Below are 19125 nucleotides of genomic sequence, written 5' to 3'. Positions count from 1 at the left end.
GAGGTGACTCAAATGGAGAGAACAAATCCTGGCAATGAATATGTCGTCATTAAAGCAAAAGAAGATGGCGTAAATGTGATTGGTTTAACAAGAGGCTCAGACACGAGGTTTCATCATTCGGAGAAATTAGATGAGGGAGAAGTCATGATTGCTCAATTTACAGAGCATACTTCTGCTATTAAAATACGGGGGCATGCGTCCATCGTAACAGCATATGGAGAAGTAGAAAGTGAAAAGAAAGCTTAAAGGTATGATCGATTGACATGAATTTATATGCCTTTCCTTTATATTCCCCTAACAAGTCACTTTGTTTTATGATATAATTGTCACTGGCTTATCATTGAAGTCAAGCGCTCTACCATTCAAGTTAAATAAGCTTTAAAAAAGGAATGGACGCAATGATTTTATAAAAGTGAGAGGCTTTTTTTATGTCTAAGGGAGAACAATTAAGTCACTTTTTGGGCAATGTAAAAGGGAAGTGCTACTATAAATAATCTTTAGTAAATGATTGGTTCATATGTCGATCATAAGGATTGCCCGTATCGGGGGAATATATAATGAATGCAAACAAGAACGCCAAACTACAAGATATGAATACACGATTAATGAACTTAAAGGAAGTTCTTCAGAAAAAAACGCGTCAACCTTATATGTCAAAGATCATTCAACAACCATATATTGACGAAGACAAGCTTCTTTTAATCATGTTTATTGTCGATAACCTGCAAATACCGAAATCTAAAGCAGATAAATATATCATAACGACCATGCTTGTGCAAATCGCCCTTGATACACACGAAAGCGTTCAAAATGAACCTCTTCCATTAGAGCGTCTAAAGGGAAGGCAGCTCACCATTTTAGCAGGAACTTATTATAGTGGATTATACTACCAAATTTTAGCTGAAATAGATGATATTTTTATGATACGTACTTTAGCTGAAGGAATTATGGAAGTAAATGAACATAAAGTTTCTGTTTATAGCCATGCCAGAGTTACTGTAGAATCGTTAATGGAGTCTTTAAAAAAGACGGAGTCCTCTTTATTTGATCGTATTACTCACTTTTACAATAGAGGTGAGCTTGGTGAATTAGCAGCAAATCTTGTTTTTATTAATAGAGTGTTACTCGAGAAAAAGCAATTTTTAGCTGGTAAACCGTCCATTTTATTTGACGCTTTATCTAAATTATTTGAGACAGAGCAAAGTGTACCATTTACTTTGCATAATAATAAACAAAGTCTTATTCATATTTGTGATAAATACGTCTCCTTATCCTTTAAAGAAATTGAGCAATCCATTGATAAATGCGAACATACAGAGCTATTTAGAGAAAAACTAAAATGGATGAAAAGCCAGCAACAAGAAGCTGTTCAATCATTTGTAGAGGAAGGTTAAATACATGGTACAATCGAAAGAAGAACGTGTGCATAAAGTATTTGAAAAAATATATGGTAATTACGATAAGATGAACTCAGTCATTAGTTTTCAACAGCACCTGCGCTGGCGGAAAGATACGATGAAACGAATGGATGTAAAGCCTGGGGCAAAAGCGCTCGATATTTGTTGTGGAACGGGCGATTGGACGATAGCATTATCAGAAGCTGTAGGTGAAAATGGGGAAGTCATTGGTTTAGATTTTAGCAAAAATATGCTTAAGATTGGTGAAGAGAAGGTGAGCAACCACCCAATCAAGAACATAGAATTAGTCCATGGAAACGCGATGGAATTACCATACCCTGATAATAGCTTTGACTATGTAACAATCGGATTCGGCTTACGGAATGTTCCTGATTATATGCAAGTCTTAAAGGAAATGTATCGTGTAGTGAAGCCTGGTGGGATAGCTGTTTGCTTAGAAACTTCTCAACCAACAATGATTGGCTTTAAACAAGGCTACCGTTTTTATTTCCGTTTTATTATGCCGGCATTTGGTAAAATCTTTGCAAAAAGCTATGAGGAATATTCATGGTTACAAGAGTCTGCTAAAGATTTTCCTGGTATAAAAGAATTAGCGGGAATGTTTAAAAAAGCAGGTTTTCGTGATGTTGAGTATAAGCCATATACTGGTGGCGTAGCGGCGGTCCATATTGGACATAAATAATAATTTGTTCTGAAATGTAATTCATCATTGACAAGTATGAATGTGCATGAAGGATTTAAAGCTGGGTGAGTATCGATATGAAATTAAAGATGATCTATTCTTTTTTGAATGCTGACATCAATATTATTGAAAAAGAATTAGAGGACACTATACAGGCTGAATCGCCTTTGCTTCATGAGGCATCCCTTTCATTATTACAGGCTGGTGGAAAAAGATTACGACCAGTATTTGTTTTACTTGGTGGTAAATTTGGCAACTATGATATTAATAACATAAAAAATGTAGCAGTTTCATTAGAACTCATCCATATGGCGTCACTTGTTCATGATGATGTAATTGATGATGCAGATTTGCGTCGCGGACAGCCGACAATTAAATCTAGGTGGGATAACCGGATTGCTATGTATACCGGTGATTATATTTTTGCGAGAGCCCTGGATGTTCTCTCTAACATTAATAAGCCGATTGCGCACCAAATTTTAGCTCATACGCTTGTGGAATTATGTTTAGGTGAAATTGAACAGATTGAGGATAAATTTCAATTTAATCAAAATTTGCGAAAATACTTACGTCGAATTAGAAGAAAAACCGCTATCCTCATTGCAGCGAGCTGTCAATTAGGAGCGATCGCAGCTGATGTAGAGGATGAGTTACATAAAAAGTTATATTTTATAGGTTATTATATTGGAATGAGTTATCAAATTATTGATGATGTGCTTGATTTTGTGGGGACAGAAAAAGAGCTAGGGAAACCTGCTGGTGGTGATTTGAAGCAAGGGAATATTACTTTACCTGTATTACTTGCTATGGAAACACCTGCTATTAAAGACAATTTAGTAAAAATAACTGACCATTCAACAGAAGCAGAAATTGAGCGAGCATTAGAATTGATAAAAAATTCCGATGCGATTGATCGTAGCCTAACATTAAGTGAATTATACCTTGAAAAAGCGCTAAAATTGATTGCTGAGCTTCCACAAAACCGCGCAAAAAATTTACTGCGAGATATTGCGAAAACAATTGGTAAAAGAAAGTTTTAATCGAAACTGTCATTTTATCAATTGGAAGTTGCTAAATTGTCAAAACAATGATAATATTTTTGATGGATTATGGATGATAAATAATACATAGAGCAAGAGGAGTGTTTGAAAATGGAACAAACTTTTTTAATGGTTAAACCAGATGGTGTACAACGTAATTTAATTGGAGAAATCGTTTCTCGTTTTGAAAAGAAAGGCTTCCAACTAAAAGGCGCAAAGTTAATGAGTATTCCTACTGAGCTTGCAGAAGAGCATTATGGAGAGCATAAAGAGCGTCCTTTCTTTGGTGAATTAGTAGACTTCATTACTTCTGGACCCGTTTTTGCAATGGTTTGGGAAGGTGAAAATGTGATTGCCACAGCTCGTCAAATGATGGGTGCAACTAACCCTAAAGATGCTGTACCAGGCTCTATCCGTGGCGATTTCGCAGTAACTGTTGGTAAGAATGTTATTCATGGTTCAGACTCAAAAGAAAGTGCAGAACGTGAAATCGGTCTGTTCTTTAAAGAAGAGCAGATTGTCGAATACAAAAAGTTAATTAACGATTGGTCTAACTAATCTATTCACTCTAAAAACGTCTGGCAATTGCCAGGCGTTTTTTTTGCTTAAATAATGGCTCTAATAATTTTGGTGTTTATATACAGTTGAGGAGAAGGGATTAGCGCGTCCATCTGGAGTGAAAAAGAGAAAGATGGCGTAGCAAAATGGTATTACGCATCCGTCTGGATTAAAAAACGAAAAAGATAGCGTGCCAAAGGGAATAACGCATCTATGAAGAGAAAAAAGAAAGCTGAGCAAAGTCGTTAAGGACAATTCATTAAGCTGCTTTATCAAGAGTAGAGAGAAAATGATAAACTCTCCGTTGACCTTTTGTATACTTTTTATAAAGTAGATCGAATTATTTACGGCAATTCAAAAAAATTTCAACATTATTTGCACTTTTGTTTTATACTAGATAGAAAATGTAGCTTTATAAGGGAGGTGTACACCTCATGTACGAACATGAATATGAGCAATTTATTGAAAAGGTTAAACAATATACGGGTATTGATTTGGCTCAATATAAAGAAACACAAATGAAAAGGCGACTCCAAGCTTTCTATGATAAAAAGGGGTATACATCTTTTAACCAGTTATATCTTGCGATGGTTAAAGACAAAAAGCTGTTGGCTGAGTTTTTAGATCGTATGACGATTAATGTCTCTGAGTTTTACCGAAATCGAAAGAGGTGGGAAGTGTTAGAAAAAGAAATACTACCTCCATTGTTACAGAAGAAAGAGCCATTGAAGCTATGGAGTGCTGCCTGTTCAACAGGAGAGGAGCCATACACACTAGCGATGATCTTATCTAAATATTTACCTCTTTCAAAAATCCGAATTTTTGCTACTGATATTGATGAATCTGCACTACTGAGAGCGAAAACAGGCATTTACCATGAACGTTCTCTTCAGGAGATACCTGATGAAATGAAAAAGAAGTATTTTTTTCAAGAAGGAAAACAATATATTCTATCAGATGAGATTAAACAAACAGTAGTCTTCCAAAAGCAAAATTTACTTGCCGATTCTTTTTTAAAAGACTATGACTTAATTATTTGTCGAAATGTCCTTATTTATTTTACCGAAGAAGCAAAAGCAATGATTTATAGCAAATTTAGTAAAGCACTTAAAAATGGTGGTTACTTATTTGTCGGAAGTACGGAACAAATATTTAATCCCTCTCTATATGACTTGAAAAATCAGCAATCTTTTTTTTATAAAAAGACAAGCGGACTGCCGTTAATAAAATAAATAGGCTTTTCAACCTAACTAGTTACATAATTTTTATAGAAATAAAAGATTATTTTTAAATTTATACTATGTTTATAGATGTTCATATGTTATATTGATACATAATCCTTTAAAGCGTTGAAGGGGGAAAGAGTAATGAGATATTTAACTTCTGGGGAATCACATGGACCCCAATTAACAACAATTATTGAAGGCTTGCCTGCAGGGTTGCCATTACTAGAAACAGATATTAATGAGTCACTTGCAAGAAGGCAAAAAGGATATGGTCGTGGCCGTAGAATGCAAATTGAAAAAGATACTGTTCAGATTACATCCGGCGTTAGACATGGATATACATTAGGATCACCGGTTGGCCTTGTCGTTGAGAACGATGATTGGAAGCATTGGACTAAGATTATGGGGCAAGCACCAATTGAACCGGAGGAATTAGAAGAAGTAAAAAGAAAAATAACAAGACCGAGACCTGGTCATGCGGACTTAAATGGTGCTGTAAAATACGGTCATAGAGATATGAGAAATGTATTAGAGCGCTCATCAGCTCGAGAAACAACAGTGAGAGTTGCAGCGGGTGCTGTAGCGAAAAAGTTATTATCATCTTTAGGCATTGAAGTTGTGGGGCATGTTGTGGAGATCGGTGGAATCGTCTCAAATGTGAAAAGTTATTCTTCAATGGAAGAATTAAAAACAATAACTGAAGAGTCTCCAGTTCGTTGTTTAGACAGTGTAGCAGCAGAAGAGATGATGGTAGCGATTGACAATGCCAAGAAGAATGGTGATTCTATTGGTGGTGTCGTTGAAGTAGTTGTAGAAGGTATGCCTTCGGGAGTTGGTAGTTATGTTCATTATGATCGTAAACTAGATGCAAAACTTGCTTATGCGATGTTGAGTATAAATGCCTTTAAAGGTGTTGAATTTGGTATTGGCTTTGAAGCCGCTAGAAAGCCAGGTAGTCAAGTACATGATGAGATTGCTTGGAGTGAGGAGAAAGGTTATTATCGTAAAACGAATAATCTTGGTGGTTTTGAAGGAGGCATGACAACTGGTATGCCGATTGTTGTTAAAGGTGTAATGAAACCTATACCAACACTATATAAACCATTAGAAAGTGTAGATATTGATACGAAAGAGCCTTTTAATGCTAGTATTGAACGTTCAGATAGTTGTGCAGTACCAGCGGCGGCAGTAGTGGCAGAGCATGTAATTGCTTGGGAGTTAGCAAGCGCGATTGTTGAACAATTCTATGCAGATCGCTTTGAGACGTTAAAGGATATAATTGCCGATCAAAAACGGTATGCAAAGGAGTTTTAAAGATGGTGCAGCTGCAAATTTCAACTCAACATCACTCTTATCCAGTCGTTATTGGTAGCGGTGCTATTCATGGTGTACAAGCATTCATTCAAGAAAATATGAAGGAAGTCACCAATATTGGCATCATTATTGATGAAAAGGTAGCGGATATTTATTGGAACGACTTAAAGGCAGCTTTTAGTGAGCTGCCCTTCTCCGTTTACATTGCACCTAGCGGAGAAAATGCCAAGACTTTTGATGTCTATTATGACATTACCGGCTTTTTACTTGAGAAAAAGCTCGATAGAAAATCGCTTATTATTGCAATAGGTGGAGGGGCAATTGGTGACTTGGCAGGGTTTGTTGCTTCTACATTCATGAGAGGTATCCCTTTTATACAGATACCAACTACCATTCTTGCTCACGATAGTGCAGTAGGTGGTAAAGTAGCCATCAATCATCCTTTAGGAAAGAATATGATTGGTTCTTTTCATCAGCCGGAAGCAGTTTTTTATGATTTAGAATTTTTGCAATCACTATCCTTGCAAGAAAAACGCTCAGGGTTCGCTGAAGTAATTAAGCATGGACTCATTCATGATGAAGTGTTTTATGCACAGATGCGTAGTGAACTCCATACGCTAGAAGAACTTTCTCCTACGTTACTTTCATCCTTTTTAACAAGAGGCATAGAAATAAAAGGAGAGTTTGTCGCAGCGGATGAAAAAGAAAAAGGTGTGCGAGCATATTTAAACTTTGGTCATACATTAGGTCATGCGATTGAGGCTGAAATGGGCTACGGCGGTTGGACGCATGGTGAATCGGTCGCAGTTGGAATGATTTTTGCTCTTAAATTAAGTCAGAAAAAATTAAATCTTTCATTTAATGTAGAAGATTTCACACAATGGTTACAGATTTTAGGATATACAACCACGATTCCCGATCATATAAGTCATGAAAAACTATTAAAAAGAATGAAACAAGATAAAAAGAGTGTGGCAGGCCAAGTAAAGTTTGTGTTGTTAACCAGAATCGGGAAACCAGTTTTAGAGGATATTTCCGATGAAATCATACTAGAAGAATTGGCAAGCTTTCATAAGGGGGGATAAAGGTGATACGTGGGGTGAGAGGTGCGATTACTGTTGAAAAGAATGAAGAAAAAGAAATAGTGGCAGCTACCGAGCAGTTGCTACGGGAAATGATTAAGGAGAATCATATAGACGCACATTCTGTCGTAAGTGTATTTATTTCTGTAACAGATGACATCACAGAATCCTTTCCAGCAAAGGCGCTCCGGGCAATTGAGGGATGGACATATGTGCCAGTCATGTGTATGAGAGAAATTCCTGTTCCAAAAGGTTTAACAAAATGTATTCGGGTAATGATGCATGTGAACACGGAGATTGCTCAAGAAAAAATTTCTCATATTTATTTAGGAAATGCATTATCATTACGACCGGATTTACAACAAGAATTAAATAGATAAAGAAGAGGAGTATGAGGAAAATGAAGTGGAAGCAGCAAATATTAAATTTGACCCCTTACCAACCTGGAAAATCTATAGATGAAGTAAAAAAACAATATGGCCTAAGTGAAATAACAAAACTTGCTTCTAATGAAAATCCCTTCGGTTGTTCACCAAAAGCGTCAGAGGCAATTCAGCAACCTTCTGCATTTTTTGCTTTATATCCGGACGGCTATGCTACAAATTTGCGTGAAGCCCTAGCTAGTCATCTTGGTGTGAGTCAGGATCAATTAATCTTTGGAAATGGCTCGGATGAGACAATTATGATGCTTTCTCGTGCATTATTAAGTCCTGAAACAAATACTGTTATGGCTACACCAACCTTTCCTCAATATAAACATAATGCAATCATTGAAGGAGCGGAGGTACGTGAGGTACCGCTTAAAGAAGGGCAACATGATCTAGAGAATATGTTAGCGCAAATTGATGAGCAAACAGCAATCGTTTGGGTTTGTAGTCCGAACAACCCAACTGGCACCTATATTCCCAACGATGAACTAGTGGCGTTTATAAGTAAAGTTCCTGAAGATGTATTAGTTGTACTAGATGAAGCGTATTGTGAATATACGACAGCAGAAGATTATCATGATTCCATTAAAATTGTTGAGGCTTTTCCACATGTCATCGCTCTTCGTACTTTCTCTAAGATTTATGGACTTGCTAGCCTACGTATTGGTTACGGGATTGCTCAAGCACCACTCATTCGCGCGTTAGAGCCAGTCAGGGAACCATTCAATGCCAACCGCTTCGGTCAAGAGGTAGCTATACAAGCATTATCTGACGATGTGTTCATTGAAAAATGTAGACAAGAAAATCGAAGTGGATTAGCGCAATTTTATCAATTTTGTGAGGAAAACGGATTAGATTACTACCCATCCCAAGGAAATTTTATTTTGATCGACTTTGCTGTGGAGGGAAATCGCGTGTTTCAATCACTATTAGAAAAGGGCTATATTGTTAGATCGGGTCAAGCCTTAGGGTTTCCTACAGCTGTTCGCGTAACAGTTGGATCAAAGGAACAAAATGACGGTGTTATACAAGCGATGTCTCAATTTCTATCTGAAATCAAGACAGTATCTTAATTAGGAATTTTTTATTTCAGAGGCGAAATTCGTCTCTGAAATTGTTTTACACGAAAAAGTATTTGTAGGGTAGTGGTGTTTTTCTATTTAATAGTTTACCCTCATACCTTCGTCAATCAATGAGTTTTCTAACAAGAGGTGTGTTAAAACATGAATGGACAAGTATTTGTTATTGGTCTAGGATTAATCGGTGGTTCTATTGCACTTTCAATTAAGCATACTCATCTTGAAGCCAAATGTAGCGGTTATGATGTAAATAAAGAACAGTTAAAACTCGGTAAGATGCTGGGTGTAATTGATGAGTCAGTTTCAACTATTCGTGAAGGTGCTGAGAAGGCTGACCTGATTATTATTGCTACACCAGTAAATGAGACAAAAAGAATAGTAGAAGAACTCGCACACATGAATCTTAAAAGAGATGTAATTATAACCGATGCGGGAAGTACGAAGAAAGAAATTATATCATCTGCCAATTATTTAAAACAAAAAGGTTTTACATTCATTGGCGGTCATCCGATGGCCGGTTCACATAAGAGTGGTGTATCTGCAGCCAGACGACTTTTATTTGAGAATGCCTTCTATCTTTTAACACCTGAACCACATATTACGGAAGAGAAAATCGATCGTTTAAAAGAGTGGCTGACAAGTACAAAGGCTAAGTTTATTACAGTGACACCACATGAGCACGATTACTTAACAGGTGTGATTAGTCATTTCCCGCATATTATTGCTGCTTCTCTCGTTCGTCGAGCAGAAGAGAGTAGTCAAACACAAAAGCTCATTCCTCGTCTTGCTGCAGGTGGTTTTAGGGATATCACAAGAATTGCTTCTAGTAGCCCAGCGATGTGGCGTGATATACTCTTGCAAAATAATGAGGTGTTATTAGGTTTATTAGAAGACTGGAAAAAAGAAATGAACTATGTCTATGAAATGCTTACTACTGCGGATAATGAAGAGATCTTTCAATATTTTCAATCTGCCAAAACCTTTCGTGATGAAATGCCACAAAAACAAAAAGGAGCCATTCCGGCCTTTTATGACCTATTTGTCGATGTCCCTGATTATCCAGGGGTCATTTCGGAAATTACTGGTTATTTAGCAAAAGAAGAGATTAGTATCACAAATATTAGTATTAGAGAAACGAGAGAAGAAATAACTGGCGTGCTTGTGATTAGCTTTCAAACAGAAGAGGATCGTGATCGTGCAATAGATTGCATAAATAGACAAACATCTTTTGAACATACAATTGGCATGTAACTATGTTAAAAAAAAGGGTGATTAAGTGTGAGTGTAAAGAATTTGAATTTTACACATAATGGATTATCTGGTGAGATTCATATCCCTGGTGATAAATCGATTTCTCATCGGTCGATTATGTTCGGTTCAATTGCAAAAGGTAAAACAGTCGTTAAGAATTTTTTAGCTGGTGAAGATTGCCTTAGTACAATTGCTTGTTTTAGAAAACTTGGTGTTAAAATAGAGCATGAAGATCAAACAGTTATTATTCATGGTGAAGGTATTGACGCCCTAAAAGAACCAGAAGAAGTGCTTGATGTCGGTAATTCAGGAACAACCATTCGTCTCATTATGGGTATCCTTTCTGGGCGCCCTTTTCATAGTGTTTTAATCGGTGATTCGTCCATTGGTAAACGTCCTATGACAAGAGTGGTTGGACCCTTAAAGGAGATGGGTGCTAAAATAGAGGGACGTCAATCAGGTGAGTTCACTCCCTTATCTGTTACTGGTGGTGAGCTTGAATCAATCACCTACACTTTACCAGTAGCTAGTGCTCAAGTGAAATCTGCCATCATCCTTGCTGGATTACAAGCAAAAGGGACAACAAAGATTATTGAACCTGAAAAAACGAGAGATCATACAGAAAGAATGATTCATGCCTTCAGTGGAAATGTTTCAAATGATAATGGAACGATTTCAGTTGAAGGTGGTCAGTCATTTACAGCAACGAATCTTATTGTACCAGGAGATATTTCCTCAGCTGCCTTTTTCCTAGCAGCAGGAGCTATCGTACCTAATAGTAAAATCATCCTTAAAAATGTGGGTTTAAATCCAACAAGAACAGGTATCATTGATGTACTAAAAGAAATGGGTGCAAAAATGACGATTGAGCCATATGAGAGTAACGGTCACGAGGAGCCTGCGGGTGATATCTTTATTGAAACATCTGAACTTAAAGGTGTGACAATTGACGGAGATAAGATTCCGAGATTAATTGATGAAATACCAATTATTGCCCTACTTTCGACACAAGCTACCGGGAAAACGATTATTAAAGATGCGCAAGAATTAAAAGTAAAAGAAACGAATCGTATTGATACAGTTGTGAATGAGTTGAAAAAACTAGGTGCAAATATTGAAGCAACTGATGATGGGATGATTATTGAAGGTCAAACTTCTCTATCGGGAGGAACTGTCGAGAGCTATGGTGATCATCGTATTGGTATGATGCTGTCCATTGCTTCATTAATTTCAGACGGGGATATAGAACTCTATCAGCCAGATGCTATCGCTGTTTCATATCCAAGCTTCTTTGATCATATTGATCATTTATTAGTAAAATAATTCATATCTATTCGCTTGTGGTACATGCCAATGATGACATACGGTATGCACCACAATTTTTTCTTTTTGTGAGCGAAATGTAAAAACTAATCATATATTCTTGTTTTCATCATAGCTTGTCTAAAAAGATGAGATAAGGATGATGATAAATGGTATATATGATTGAGAACGTTTATCGGCAGAATAAAAGCAAGGGCGCCTATGTTCCTACCTCTTACGTTATCGGTAATGAGAAAATCCTTGCCGTTAGAGAAGCACCCTTTAGGCAATATACGTATATGAAAATAGACGGAGATCCGTACGTGATTTCTCCTCCCCTTGTTAAGTATGTTGAGACAATACCTGACGATATGCCTAACTTCTTTCTTTCTGAGCTGATTTTAAAGGGATGTCTAGTGTTTATGACGAAGGTGGAAATAAGCTATAAACATCAATTAAAGTCAGCTATCCAACTGTTGGATGATAAGCTGAAAATTTCTCCAATTGATTATTTGTTAGGGGTGCAATTGCCATTGGCTTCACTGCAACCAGACATGATAAGATTATTAAGAAAAGAAAAAATTCCTGCTGTTTTTGTGGAAATAACGGGAATCAATGATTTAGACGATATGCCATGGGGATGGGTGAAAGAAGCGTTCTTTCCTTACTTTAGTACCTTAATCCCTATTTTTAAGCATGTTGATAATGAAAAAGACTACCGTTTACTGCAACAAAAGTGGGTGTATTATATGAAAAAGCATCGCCTGCCATATGTGGCTCATCCATTGAGAAATGGTGAATTAATCAATGAGCAAACGCAAGCAACAATCGGTATATACCCTTTTAAAACACAATTACAACCTGGATTAGAAGCGAATTATAATTTTTACAAACGAGGCAGGGAAATCACAAATATTGAAGAATTAGATGTATATCATTATCATAGAGAGAGGCTGGTCATCTCATGCTTACGTGGGAGAGTCTTACGGGCAGGTGATTGGCATCATCCGCTTGAAGGATTTGGTAAGAGAGTCATGATTAAGACACCATCATACTACCAGCTATCATAATAGTATTGAAAGGATATAGATATGGATAAAGTAAAAAAGATTATTGCCTTGTTAGAAAATGGTTTACATGATGAGGCATTAGAAAAATATAAAGAAATACTTTCTCACGGTACACATGAAGAAAGGTTTGTTTTAGCGGAAGAACTGATGCAATATGGGTTTCTAAAGGAGGCACACCAACTAATAGAGAGGCTGTTAGATGCCTACCCTGAGGAAGGCGAACTGCTTGTAATGAAAGCAGAAATCTTCATTGATCTAGGAAATGAAGAAGAAGCAGTGCTCGTATTAGAGCAAGTAAATCAACAAGATGCTAGTTATCCCCAAGCCTTATTATTGTTGGCAGACTTATATCAGATGGAAGGTTTATATGAGGTCAGTGAAAGGAAGTTATTAGATGCGAAAGCGATACTTCCCGATGAGCCAATTATCGATTTTGCCTTAGGTGAGTTGAGTGCAGAGCAAGGAAAATTTTTAGAAGCAGTTAAATTATATGAAAAAGTACTGACAAAAAAGGAGCTTATTGGCGGTGTTAACGTTAACCAAAGAATGGCTGAAAGTTTAAGTGCAGGTGGAGCTTTTGAGGAAGCATTGCCTTATTATGAAAAAGCGCTTGAAGAAAAGTTGGAAATACATACGCTATTTAGCTATGCATTCACAGCTTTACAAGCTGGTTATAATCAAGTAGCCATTGAGAAATTTAATGAACTCAAAGAAATAGATCCAGAATTTCACTCGCTGTATTTGCATCTGGCAAAGGCATATGAACGTGAAGAACAAGTTCAAGAAGCTTTAGCAACAGTAAAACTGGGAATTAAACAAGATGAATATAATAAAGAACTTTATTTTTATGGTGGTAAGCTAGCCTTGAAAATTCCAGATGAACAACTAGCAGTTGACCTCCTAAGAGAAGCGTTAGCGATTGATCCAGAATATATTGATGCTGCTATTGTGATAAATAAAGTTTTTATGAATAACGAGCGTTTCAATGATGTAATTGAAATTGCAGAATTAATGCAAAGCGCAGAAGTGATTGATCCACAACTATTATGGGATGCAGCAAAAAGTTATCAAGAAATAGAAGAATATTCACAGGCATTAAACAAATACAATGAAGCATATACTTATTTTAAACAGCAGCCGGATTTCTTGGCAGACTATGGATATTTTCTAATTGAAGAAGGAAAACGAAAGGAGGCTGCCGAACTTTTTAGTAAGCTTACTCGTTTGGAACCTCACAACGAAGAATATCAGGATATCCTGCAGCGGCTTTCAGATGAGTCGTAGAGGTTTGCATCATCAGAAAGTCTACCTGAAGCTTAAGTAAAAAAAATTAAAGCTGCAGCAGAGGAGGGAATCAAAATGACGGCCCCTGTATCTGTCAATGAAAAGAAAGACTTTATTCGTTGGTTTCTTAATCATTATCAGTTAAAAAGAAGAGAGTGTGTTTGGATTCTTAACTACTTAATGAGTCATGATCAATTAATGGAGAAGGTTCATTTTGTGGAACAGGCTCAGTATTGTCCGAGAGGATTAATTATGTCTACACATTGTGTCGATGAAGCGCCTTTTCGTTTTTACAAAGAGAATGTAATGACAACTGACGCAGAAAAGTCATTTCATGATATCCGCTTAAATAGAGAAGAAGATATATTTATTCAGTTGAACTTCCATGCTGCCAATAAAGCTCATCAATATGCAGCGGTGTTAGAAGAAAATCCTTTTATGCCAAAGACATTAAGAATAAGTGAAAAAGACCGTATGATAGCTGAAAGATTCTTAACAGAGAGCTTAGCGCGTTTTCAAAAGGAAAAATTACTCAAAGAAATTGATGAGGCATTAGATAAACAAGATAAAGAAAGATTTATTCAATTAACAACAAAATTGAATAAACTTCAAACATAGGTTTTTTCTTTATATTTATAGAAAAGTACAGATAAAAAAGATATGCTTCCTGTTTTTCAAGGGAGTCATATCTTTTTTTTTTGATTTCATTATATGTTAAGACGAATAGATGATGAAATGAAAACAGGGGGCATATTATTCTTGTGAAAAGCGAATGCGGAAAGTCCTAATAAAGCACCAAGCTTTTTGAGTTTAATTCTAGAGTTTTAAGGTTTTAATTAAAACAATGGGCATGTAAGAGGCTAATGAATCTTAGGAATATTTATAATCCCTTTTCCATCGTCGTCTAAGTATAAAAAGTATATTTAATTAATTCTGAAATGTTCAAAAAATAGACACTGTTGCCTTTTGATAGAAGGTCATTTCCGTGGTATGATAAATAAGGAATATTAAGGCGTAATTGGAGTGATTAGGATGAAGTGGCATACACAGGATATACAATTGTTTTTGAAAGAAAGAGATTATATTGATACAGTCATACTTCCTCTTTATCCGGTATCTTTTGCAGATGATATAAAGCAAACAGTAGCAATGACCGAATTTATTAACCTCTTATCTGGGCAACTTGAAAAGCAATTTAAAGGCAGAATTCTTATGTTACCAGGAATGAGCTATCTAAAGACAATTTCTGAGGAAAAACGGCTTGCGGATTTAATAGAATGGGAAAAAGAATTAATTTCTCAAGATTTTAAACATATTTTTTACATAACTTCTGATAGTGATTGGAAAACTGTAGAAGAACAGTTAGATGGAGGGTTAATTTGGATGCCTTCAATTCCGCTTGATAACATGGATGATCAGTACAAGCTTTCAATTTTAGAAGATCAGGTAAAACAATTACTGAATGTATTTGTGAAAAAATGGCAGAATAATGATTGAAGAGTCACATAAATCTCATAGTTGTGATGATTCAGTGAAGGATTATATTGACCTTCCATAAAGATTGATATATCATTGGTATGTCCTAGTTTTATATTGTGTTGAACTTTGTCCGTTGGACTTAACTTCATAATAGAGGGGGGAAAAGTATGAGCAAAAATCGTGTGACAAGACGTCAATTCCTTAATTACACACTCACAGGTGTAGGCGGATTCATGGCAGCAGGAATGTTGTTACCTATGGTGCGGTTTGCAGTAGATCCGGTCCTACAAAAGAAAGGTGAAAGCGATTTTATTGCAACAAATCAGAAGGTAGCTGACCTAACAACTGAGCCTACTAGGGTTGACTATTCGTTTGAACAACAAGATGGCTGGTATTCTTCGGAAGAAACTGGAACTGCATGGGTTTACAAAGATGAGAATGATAAAGTTGTCGCATTATCACCTGTATGTAAACATTTAGGTTGTACAGTTAACTGGAATGGAGATAAGGCAAATGAAAATCATTTCTATTGTCCTTGTCACGGAGGTCTTTATACAAAAGATGGTACAAATGTTCCAGGTACACCACCAATTGCAGCACTTGATGTTTTTCCAACAAAAGAAGTAGATGGGTTCTTACACTTAGGTAAGGCAGAACCGCGATAAGGAGGCGTAATCATTGTTCAATAAAATTTATGATTGGATTGATGAACGTTTGGATATTACGCCAATTTGGCGAGATATTGCTGACCACGAAGTACCTGAGCATGTAAACCCAGGGCATCACTTTTCGGCGTTTGTTTACTGCTTCGGAGGTCTAACGTTCTTTGTAACTGTCATTCAAATCTTATCTGGAATGTTCTTAACGATGTACTATGTTCCAGATATCAAAAATGCTTGGGAGTCTGTGTATTATTTACAAAACCATGTAGCATTCGGACAAATTGTTCGTGGCATGCATCACTGGGGAGCTAGCTTAGTTATTGTTATGATGTTTTTACATACTTTACGCGTATTCTTCCAAGGTGCTTACAAAAAACCACGTGAATTAAACTGGCTCGTTGGAGTAGGAATATTCTTTGTAATGTTAGCACTTGGATTAACAGGCTATCTATTACCATGGGATATGAAAGCTTTATTTGCAACAAAAGTTACCATTCAAATTGTCGAATCAACTCCATTTATTGGTGAAATGTTAAAAACACTTATTGCTGGGGATGCATCTATTGTCGGAGCTCAAACGATAACACGATTCTTCGCCATTCACGTTTTCTTCCTACCAGCAGTATTATTTGGCTTAATGGCTGCTCACTTTATTATGATTCGTAAACAAGGTATTTCTGGTCCATTGTAAAATGAAATCTTCTATTAAAAGGAGGGGAATTATTACATGCATCGCGGAAAAGGAATGAAATTCGTAGGTGATTCCCGTATATCTGCTGAACGTAAGACTTTCATTCCGAAAGATTATTCGGAATATCCAGGCAAAACAGAAGCTTTCTGGCCAAACTTCTTACTGAAAGAATGGATGGTAGGAGCCGTTTTCCTAGTAGGTTTCTTATGTTTAACAATTGCGCACGAACCACCGCTTGAAAAAATCGCGGATCCGAGTGATACAGCTTATATTCCGCTACCAGACTGGTATTTCTTATTCTTATATCAATTGCTAAAATACACATATGCATCAGGACCATATAATGTTATTGGTGCATTTATTATTCCAGGATTAGTATTTGGTGCACTTGCATTGGCGCCATTTATCGATCGCGGTCCTGAACGTAGACCTTCAAAACGTCCTTTTGCCACAGGTTTTATGTTACTTGCATTGGCGGGGGTTACCTTCCTTACATGGGAATCAGTTGCTCACCATGACTGGGAGGCTGCAGCAGAACAAGGGAAAATCGTTGCTGATGCTGAAGTCGATACCGAGGCAGAGGGGTATAAGCTCATGGAAGCGAATACTTGTTTAACTTGCCACGGTAATGAATTGCAAGGTGGTGCAGGTGCACCTGCTTTAATCGATGTTGAATTATCACCTGAAGAAATTAAAGATGTGATTCAAAACGGCCGTGGAGCTATGCCAGCAGGTATATTCACAGGTAGTGATGAAGAACTTGATAAAGTGGTCGAATTTATCGACAGTATAGAATCTGAATAAAGTGAAAAAGAAGCTGACCAGCAGTTGTCAGCTTCTTTTCGTATCGTACATAAAAAGTAGTAAGTGAGGTAGTCTATGAAACAAATATATACGATATTGGGTAATCGAAGCTTTTTAATTCTTCTATTAATCATCAATATTGCCGGGACTGTATATGGTTACGATTGGTATATGTGGCAATTAGTTGATACACCAGCAATATTCCTTCCATTTGTTCCTGATAGTCCAACTGCTAGTTTGTTTTTTGTTATTGTTCTTATTGCCTTTTTATTAGGTAGAAATTGGCCTATTTTTGAAGCACTCGCAATTGTTACACTCGTGAAATACGGTATCTGGGCAGTTGTGATGAATTTACTTGTGTTTCAAGTGACTGGTGAAGTGGAGATAACGGCGCTCATGCTTATTATTTCCCATGGTGCTATGGCTGTACAAGGTGTGCTCTATGCCCCTTTTTATCGCATAAAGGCTTGGCATCTTATAATTGCTACTATCTGGACTTTGCATAATGATGTGATTGACTACGTTTTCTTTATGTTACCGAGATATTCTGTACTTAATGAATATATTCCTCAAATCGGTTATTTTACTTTCTGGCTTAGCATATTTTCTTTAGGCTTGACCTATCTATTATGTATTCGAAAAGGGCGATTTCAGCTGAAAATGCCTTCGATTCATCAATAACCTTTTATCAATAAGCTATGTTAAAAATTAATGTTTATATTTATAGAAAAAAGGAACTTCCGATTTATGGAAGTTCTTTTGCTTAATATTTGCTTCTTCTATTATCGCAATCTTTAATCAAACACTTGTTACCTTGTTAATTCTAAAAAAAATTCATAACGAAAGGGTATAAGTATAGTAAAGTGAGAATAAAAAAAGCAATCAAGCCTATTACGGATATTAAAAACACCCAAACTTTTTTTATCCTTAACTGTACATAAGCAGATACCAACACAAGAAAAATAAAAATACCAATCAATGAACCCCAACCCCAATTATAAATTGGGGCTCGGTGTGGGTCTGGTGCAGCAATGCTAAACATTGGACCTATACCAATAAGAGCTACTAATATGAATATTAATACGTGTACCAAATATACTGCTGACCTAAACAATTAAACCACCTTCACTCTCCAGTCTCGATTATTAGTACAAACAATCCTTTCTCCCTTAAAGGCCGTTTGCCGTATGAAAATAATTTCTATATCGTGAATTTTCTTAACTTTAATGTATCATATATATGCTTCTGTATTTTGTGTAAGGTTCCCTTGGATAATCAAGTCTTTTATAGTAACTACATTGTTCTGATACTGTATGCTTTCTAAGACTTGAAACCAAGAAGTAATTGTCTATCGTGATATCGTTGTATCCAACCTTTTTGCATTCCTTGATAATTGTTTACGTTCTGAATATGATAAAGACCTTTTGTGCTTGTGCGTACTTTTCCATCTGATTTGAGTTGATATATTTCCATTCCCTTTTCATTCGCGTAAACTTTAAAAGCTTTTCAGGCATCAGTACATTATATATTACCTTTTGAAAGCTTATGTCCAATTGCTTTATCTAATTTCCCTTTGGTTATTCTACCCATACCCAATGTACGTGAAATTTATTAATTTATCACGGCCTCTTGCGACTAGAACACATACTTGTTCTTTGCTTATGCCACGTTTCCTTGCAGCATCACACTTACGAGGCTTTCTTCCTTTTATCTCCTTAGATGATGCAGTTGGTTTTTCAATTAGATATTTTCTTA

Annotated in this window: 20 protein-coding genes and 1 pseudogene; 20 read left to right on the top strand and 1 reads right to left on the bottom strand. The window is 36.4% G+C overall.

The features are described from left to right. The first annotated feature begins 12 nt into the window (after positions 1–12). From mtrB to MKX83_RS15155, 20 genes are all read left to right on the top strand, one after another. Positions 13–246 carry a trp RNA-binding attenuation protein MtrB gene (mtrB, locus tag MKX83_RS15250; protein ID WP_095372754.1) on the top strand — a complete coding sequence of 78 codons (234 nt, stop codon included), beginning with the start codon at positions 13–15 and terminating at the stop codon, positions 244–246. A gap of 311 nt (positions 247–557) precedes the next feature. Then, positions 558–1394, top strand: a complete 837-nt coding sequence (locus tag MKX83_RS15245) for a heptaprenyl diphosphate synthase component 1 (protein WP_095372755.1) — start codon at positions 558–560, stop codon at positions 1392–1394. A 4-nt stretch (positions 1395–1398) separates the two neighbouring features. Then, positions 1399–2100 carry a demethylmenaquinone methyltransferase gene (locus MKX83_RS15240; RefSeq protein WP_095372756.1) on the top strand — a complete coding sequence of 234 codons (702 nt, stop codon included), beginning with the start codon at positions 1399–1401 and terminating at the stop codon, positions 2098–2100. 77 nt (positions 2101–2177) lie between these two features. Then, on the top strand, positions 2178–3140 hold the full coding sequence (gene hepT, locus MKX83_RS15235) for a heptaprenyl diphosphate synthase component II (RefSeq protein WP_095372757.1): 963 nt from the start codon (positions 2178–2180) through the stop codon (positions 3138–3140). A gap of 111 nt (positions 3141–3251) precedes the next feature. Next, positions 3252–3698: a nucleoside-diphosphate kinase gene (gene ndk / locus MKX83_RS15230; RefSeq protein WP_095372758.1), complete on the top strand. Its 447-nt coding sequence runs from the start codon at positions 3252–3254 to the stop codon at positions 3696–3698. Positions 3699–4132: 434 nt separating this feature from the next. Beyond that, entirely contained in the window at positions 4133–4930 is a 798-nt protein-coding gene (locus MKX83_RS15225) for a CheR family methyltransferase (RefSeq protein ID WP_095372759.1), read from the top strand. A 135-nt stretch (positions 4931–5065) separates the two neighbouring features. Beyond that, positions 5066–6238 (top strand): chorismate synthase, encoded by a 1173-nt coding sequence (aroC, locus tag MKX83_RS15220; protein ID WP_095372760.1) that lies wholly within the window; start codon positions 5066–5068, stop codon positions 6236–6238. A 2-nt stretch (positions 6239–6240) separates the two neighbouring features. Next, complete coding sequence (gene aroB / locus MKX83_RS15215; protein WP_095372761.1) at positions 6241–7323, top strand: 3-dehydroquinate synthase; 1083 nt, start codon at positions 6241–6243, stop codon at positions 7321–7323. A 2-nt stretch (positions 7324–7325) separates the two neighbouring features. Continuing rightward, complete coding sequence (aroH, locus tag MKX83_RS15210) at positions 7326–7700, top strand: chorismate mutase (protein WP_341056148.1); 375 nt, start codon at positions 7326–7328, stop codon at positions 7698–7700. Between the two features lie 20 nt (positions 7701–7720). Beyond that, positions 7721–8821 (top strand): histidinol-phosphate transaminase, encoded by a 1101-nt coding sequence (gene hisC, locus MKX83_RS15205; protein WP_322909557.1) that lies wholly within the window; start codon positions 7721–7723, stop codon positions 8819–8821. Between the two features lie 150 nt (positions 8822–8971). Then, a complete protein-coding gene (locus MKX83_RS15200; RefSeq protein ID WP_341056144.1) occupies positions 8972–10078 on the top strand; it encodes a prephenate dehydrogenase in 1107 nt (368 codons plus the stop codon). A gap of 27 nt (positions 10079–10105) precedes the next feature. Then, on the top strand, positions 10106–11401 hold the full coding sequence (gene aroA / locus MKX83_RS15195) for a 3-phosphoshikimate 1-carboxyvinyltransferase (protein WP_340975397.1): 1296 nt from the start codon (positions 10106–10108) through the stop codon (positions 11399–11401). 149 nt (positions 11402–11550) lie between these two features. Beyond that, positions 11551–12450, top strand: coding sequence for a hypothetical protein (locus tag MKX83_RS15190; protein WP_328197590.1), 900 nt, complete (start codon positions 11551–11553; stop codon positions 12448–12450). Positions 12451–12471: 21 nt separating this feature from the next. After that, entirely contained in the window at positions 12472–13734 is a 1263-nt protein-coding gene (locus MKX83_RS15185; protein ID WP_095372766.1) for a tetratricopeptide repeat protein, read from the top strand. 75 nt (positions 13735–13809) lie between these two features. After that, positions 13810–14352, top strand: coding sequence for a ReoY family proteolytic degradation factor (locus MKX83_RS15180; protein WP_095372767.1), 543 nt, complete (start codon positions 13810–13812; stop codon positions 14350–14352). 414 nt (positions 14353–14766) lie between these two features. Beyond that, positions 14767–15231 carry a YpiF family protein gene (locus MKX83_RS15175; protein ID WP_095372768.1) on the top strand — a complete coding sequence of 155 codons (465 nt, stop codon included), beginning with the start codon at positions 14767–14769 and terminating at the stop codon, positions 15229–15231. 149 nt (positions 15232–15380) lie between these two features. Continuing rightward, on the top strand, positions 15381–15878 hold the full coding sequence (locus tag MKX83_RS15170) for a ubiquinol-cytochrome c reductase iron-sulfur subunit (protein WP_095372769.1): 498 nt from the start codon (positions 15381–15383) through the stop codon (positions 15876–15878). A gap of 13 nt (positions 15879–15891) precedes the next feature. Then, positions 15892–16566: a menaquinol-cytochrome c reductase cytochrome b subunit gene (qcrB, locus tag MKX83_RS15165; RefSeq protein WP_341056137.1), complete on the top strand. Its 675-nt coding sequence runs from the start codon at positions 15892–15894 to the stop codon at positions 16564–16566. Between the two features lie 36 nt (positions 16567–16602). Next, on the top strand, positions 16603–17370 hold the full coding sequence (locus tag MKX83_RS15160; protein ID WP_095372771.1) for a menaquinol-cytochrome c reductase cytochrome b/c subunit: 768 nt from the start codon (positions 16603–16605) through the stop codon (positions 17368–17370). A gap of 75 nt (positions 17371–17445) precedes the next feature. Beyond that, positions 17446–18051 (top strand): DUF1405 domain-containing protein, encoded by a 606-nt coding sequence (locus tag MKX83_RS15155; RefSeq protein WP_341056136.1) that lies wholly within the window; start codon positions 17446–17448, stop codon positions 18049–18051. Positions 18052–18570: 519 nt separating this feature from the next. Here the strand turns inward: MKX83_RS15155 and MKX83_RS15150 are convergent. Next, positions 18571–19087: pseudogene (locus MKX83_RS15150) on the bottom strand (IS1595 family transposase); the annotation flags it as partial. Between the last annotated feature and the right edge of the window lie 38 nt (positions 19088–19125).

The sequence above is a fragment of the Cytobacillus sp. FSL M8-0252 genome (assembly GCF_038007345.1).
Taxonomy (GTDB): domain Bacteria; phylum Bacillota; class Bacilli; order Bacillales; family Cytobacillaceae; genus Cytobacillus; species Cytobacillus kochii.
This window is presented reverse-complemented; position numbering and strand designations above follow the sequence as displayed.